Below are 4169 nucleotides of genomic sequence, written 5' to 3' on the forward strand. Positions count from 1 at the left end.
CGTTCTCAGTGTCCTGGCCCGGACCAAGCACGGCGATGTACTCGTCGTCGTCCGCCCAGGACTGCGCTGAGCTGCGCGGTGCCGAGTTGGAGTGGGTCGGCGAATGAGCCCGGCGGCCTGGCCGCGCGGCCCGCCCCTCGCCCAGCACACCCCGGCCCGTCATTCGCAGACCTGATCAAGGAGAGCACCATGCATAAGCACTTCATCGAGGCCGCCGAGATGCCGGCCGACGCCGAGTTCGTCAAGAGCAGTTTCTCCGGCGCTGCCGGGCACTGCGTTGAGCTGGCCGCCGTCGAGGGCGACGTCGCTGTTCGGCACTCGAAGGCCCCCGGCCTGGGCGCGCTGCGCTTCTCCCGCGAGGAGATTGGCGCGTTCGTGCGAGGCGCGAAGGCCGGCGAGTTCGACCACCTGATCTGACGACAAACGGCGGCGCAGCGAGGAGTAGAGGTCCCCGCTGCGCCGCTTGATCAAGGTACTTCAAGCAGCCGCTTCGGCGGGTCTTCGAATCGGCTCACCGTGCTGGCCGAACACCCCGCGCACCGACCAACCTCCGCCTGGCTGGTCCTCGCGCCGAGCCGCCGACGGGCATCCCGATCCGCTCTGCCTTGTCAGTCGCGGGGATAAGCGCCGCCTTGCCGTTCCCTTCGCCCGCTGGCCGGCGGCTGCGCGCCCGGCTCGGGCTCGCAGCGTGGCGCGGGCTCGGGGCGGGGTTCACGATGCACGCTCCAGGGCGCCCGGCGACGACTGAGCCAGCAGCGCCCTCGCACCCATTCCGACAGCGTTTAGACAGGCCGTTGGTACAGCGTCAGAGCCGAGTCCTAGTGACGAGGGACACTTGCCAGGTACCCCCAGGGGGTATAGGTTAAGGACGGAGGTGCCGATCATGCGACACAGCGACGCCAGCCACGACGCGCACGTTTCTGAAGATCGCGCGTATGACCACGGGAAGCCGGCAGTTACCAGCCGTGAAGCTCCGAGCGCAGCCCTGGCAACCGCCGTGATGCACGACGCCCATGCAGCCCACGGTTCGCCGGCCGTCCCGCACGCCGATCATGACGCGCCAGGCGGTCATGGCCAGCACGGCGGTCATGACAAGCACGCCGGTCATGATCCGGAGGCGTTCCGGCGGAAGTTCTGGCTCAGCCTGGCGCTGACCGTGCCGATCGTGCTGACCAGCCACATGGTGATGGACTGGTTCGGTTACACACTGGACTTCCCCGGCATCCGATGGGTCGGGCCGGCCCTCGGCACCTTCGTCTTCTTCTACGGCGGTTGGCCGTTCCTCGTCGGCGCCGTCCGCGAGGTGCGCGACCGCGCCCCCGGCATGATGCTGTTGATCTCGATGGCGATCACCGTCGCCTACGCAGCCTCGCTGCTTACCAGCTTCGGTGTTTTTGACCTTGACTTCTGGTGGGAACTGGCTGCCCTGGTCACGATCATGCTGCTCGGGCACTGGCAGGAGATGAAGGCTATCGGGCAAGCGCAGGGTGCCCTTGCTGCCCTGGCGGCGTTGTTGCCCGACGACGCCGACCGCATCGCCGGCGATGGCACCATCGAGCAGGTACCGGTGGCCGACTTGGGGGTCGGCGACACCGTCCTCGTTCGCTCCGGCGGACGCGTTCCCGCAGACGGGCGCATCGTCGACGGCGCCGCCGAGATCGACGAGTCCATGATCACCGGCGAGTCGCGGCCCGTGTCCCGCGCCGCCGGCGACCGGGTCGTCGCCGGCACCGTCGCCACCGACTCCGCCATCCGGGTCCGTGTCGACGCGGTCGGCGAGAACACGGCACTGGCCGGCATCGGCCGCCTGGTGGCCCAGGCGCAGGCGTCCAGTGGCCGAGCTCAGGTCCTGGCCGACCGGTTCGCCGCGATGTTGTTCTACATCGCCGCCGCCGCCGCCGTGATCACCTTCGTCGCATGGTGGGCACTCGGCGACATCAACCAATCGGTGATTCGCACCGTGACCGTGCTGGTCATTGCCTGCCCCCACGCGCTCGGCCTTGCCATTCCGCTGGTGATCGCGCTGTCCACGGCTGTGTCGGCCAAGGCCGGCATCCTCGTCAGGGACCGCCTCGCCCTGGAGCGCATGCGTACGGTCGACGCGGTGCTCTTCGACAAGACCGGCACCCTGACCAAGGGCGCACACACGGTCACCGGCGTCGCCGCCACCTCGCCAAACAGCGAGGACGACGTCTTGCGCATCGCCGCGGCGGTCGAGGCCGACAGCGAGCATCCCCTCGCCCGCGCTATCGTCGCCGTCGCTCACGATCGCGGCCTGCACGCGACCGCCCGCGACTTCCGCTCGCTCACCGGCCGCGGGGTCCAGGCGACAGTGGACGGGGTCACCTACGCGGTCGGCGGACCGTCATTGCTGCGCGAACTCGGCGCCACGGTGCCGGCCGGCCTCGTCGAGGAAGCCGACGGCTGGTCCCGGCGCGGCGCCGCGGTCTTGCATCTGATCCGGATCTCCGACAAACCGGAGATCCTCGGGGCGCTCGCGCTGGAGGACGAGGTCCGACCGGAAGCACGGGAGGCCATCACGCAACTGCGCGAGCAGGGCGTGAAGAAGATCGTCATGATCACCGGAGATGCTCGTCCCGTCGCCGAGGCGGTCGCGGCGAACCTCGGTTTCGTCGCCGGCACCGACGAGGTTTTCGCCGAGGTACTGCCCGCCGACAAGGACCACGCGGTTGCCGATCTCCAGAGTCGTGGCCTGACGGTCGCGATGGTGGGCGACGGCGTCAACGACGCACCGGCGATCGCCCGCGCCGACGTCGGCCTCGCCATCGGCGCCGGCACCGACGTGGCAATCGAGTCCGCCGGAGTGATCCTCGCGTCGTCCGATCCCCGCGGCGTCACCGGCGTCATCCGGCTCTCCCGGGCCACGTACCGCAAGATGATCCAGAACCTGGCGTGGGCCGCCGGCTACAACGTCGTCGCTATTCCCCTCGCCGCCGGTGTGCTCGCTTGGGCCGGCATTTCACTGAGCCCGGCGATCGGCGCGGTGCTCATGTCCGCCTCCACCATCGTCGTGGCGCTCAACGCCCAACTACTGCGCCGCGTACGGCTCACACCCGAGCCGTAGTAGCGAGCCGGAGCGGCGGCGCCCGCGATTGCGGTGAACTCTTCGGGGCGCACCTTCCGGCGTGCTGGAAGTCCAGGTACAGCCGGTAGGCGCCGGCCGACGGCACGTCGGCATGGAAGATGATCCCCGGTCCGGCCGCGGTCCGTCCGTCGCCAGGCGTTCCGTCGGGGTGCACGTGCAGGTAGGCCAGGTCACCGTGGCGCAGGGCGACAAGGTGACCGTATGCGCCGAGGTAGGGCTGCAGGTCGGTGACCGGCTTACCGTCCTTGCTCACCGACAGCGTCAGCTGCGACGGGGCGCCAGGCTGCAGCGTGCCGCCAACGGGTGACGGTGTAGCCGTCGAACGTGGTCGTGGTGCCGGCCGGCGGCAGCGGCCGGGGCCGATTGTCGCCCAGGGCCGGAATGTCCACACCAAGAGTCAGACCCTCGTGTCCAGCGGGCTGGAAGTCGGCGAAGACGCGGTATTGACGTGAAGCGGCGACGGCAAACGGAGTCGACCAGGTGCCGTCGGCTGCCAGGCTCGGGTGCAGGTGCTGGAAGCCGGACAGGTCGCGACGTACCACGATCAGGTGCAGATCCTTGTCATGGCTGGTGGTGTAGGCGGTGACCGGGGTGCCGTCGAGGCCGGCGACGCGGAACTGGAACGGCTGCGGGTCACCGGTCGACAGCTCGCCGGTCGGCGGTAGCAGCCGGTAGCCGTCCTCACTAACCTGCAGGCTGGCCGGCAGCCGCTGCTCGGTGGCGGTCGGGCCGGTGTCGTCGCTGTGCTCGGCATGGGTAGCGGCGGATGCCGGATCCGGTCCCACGGCGCGCCCCAGACTCAGGGCGGCGGTGAAGACCACCGCCAGCCCCAAGCCAAAGACACCCAGTCGTGCTGGGGTGTTCACGGCTACCTCGCCAGCTCGTAGCCGGCCTCGTCGACGGCCGCCGCGACGGCGTCTGACCCCTATACCCCTACCCCCGGGGGTACAAGAGCGGGTGGCCTGTATGACAGTGTCAGTGGTGCATGTGCATGGCGGCGCCGTCGGCGCGGGTGGCCGGCATGCGCAGGTACGCGAACACGGCCAGTGCAGCGGTGATGCCG

General features: G+C 69.7%; 4 protein-coding genes. 2 read left to right on the forward strand and 2 right to left on the reverse strand.

The annotated features are described in order from the left end of the window. Nucleotides 1–189 precede the first annotated feature (189 nt). Both AB0M20_RS30020 and AB0M20_RS30025 read left to right on the forward strand, forming a co-directional pair. Nucleotides 190–417, forward strand: coding sequence for a DUF397 domain-containing protein (locus AB0M20_RS30020; RefSeq protein WP_364303682.1), 228 nt, complete (start codon nt 190–192; stop codon nt 415–417). Between the two features lie 583 nt (nt 418–1000). After that, nucleotides 1001–3085 carry a heavy metal translocating P-type ATPase gene (locus AB0M20_RS30025; protein ID WP_364303685.1) on the forward strand — a complete coding sequence of 695 codons (2085 nt, stop codon included), beginning with the start codon at nt 1001–1003 and terminating at the stop codon, nt 3083–3085. Here AB0M20_RS30025 and AB0M20_RS30030 read toward each other — a convergent pair. Together AB0M20_RS30030 and AB0M20_RS30035 are read right to left on the reverse strand one after the other, a co-directional pair. After that, the gene (locus AB0M20_RS30030) at nt 3069–3359 is read right to left on the reverse strand and encodes a hypothetical protein (RefSeq protein ID WP_364303683.1); all 291 of its coding nucleotides are present in this window, start codon (nt 3357–3359) and stop codon (nt 3069–3071) included. The two genes, AB0M20_RS30025 and AB0M20_RS30030, sit on opposite strands and share 17 nt — an antisense overlap. Then, complete coding sequence (locus AB0M20_RS30035; protein ID WP_364303684.1) at nt 3343–3939, reverse strand: hypothetical protein; 597 nt, start codon at nt 3937–3939, stop codon at nt 3343–3345. Before AB0M20_RS30035 ends, AB0M20_RS30030 begins: the two co-directional genes overlap by 17 nt. Nucleotides 3940–4169 lie beyond the last annotated feature (230 nt).

Source organism: Actinoplanes sp. NPDC051633, from assembly GCF_040681735.1.
Classification (GTDB): Bacteria; Actinomycetota; Actinomycetes; order Mycobacteriales; family Micromonosporaceae; genus Actinoplanes.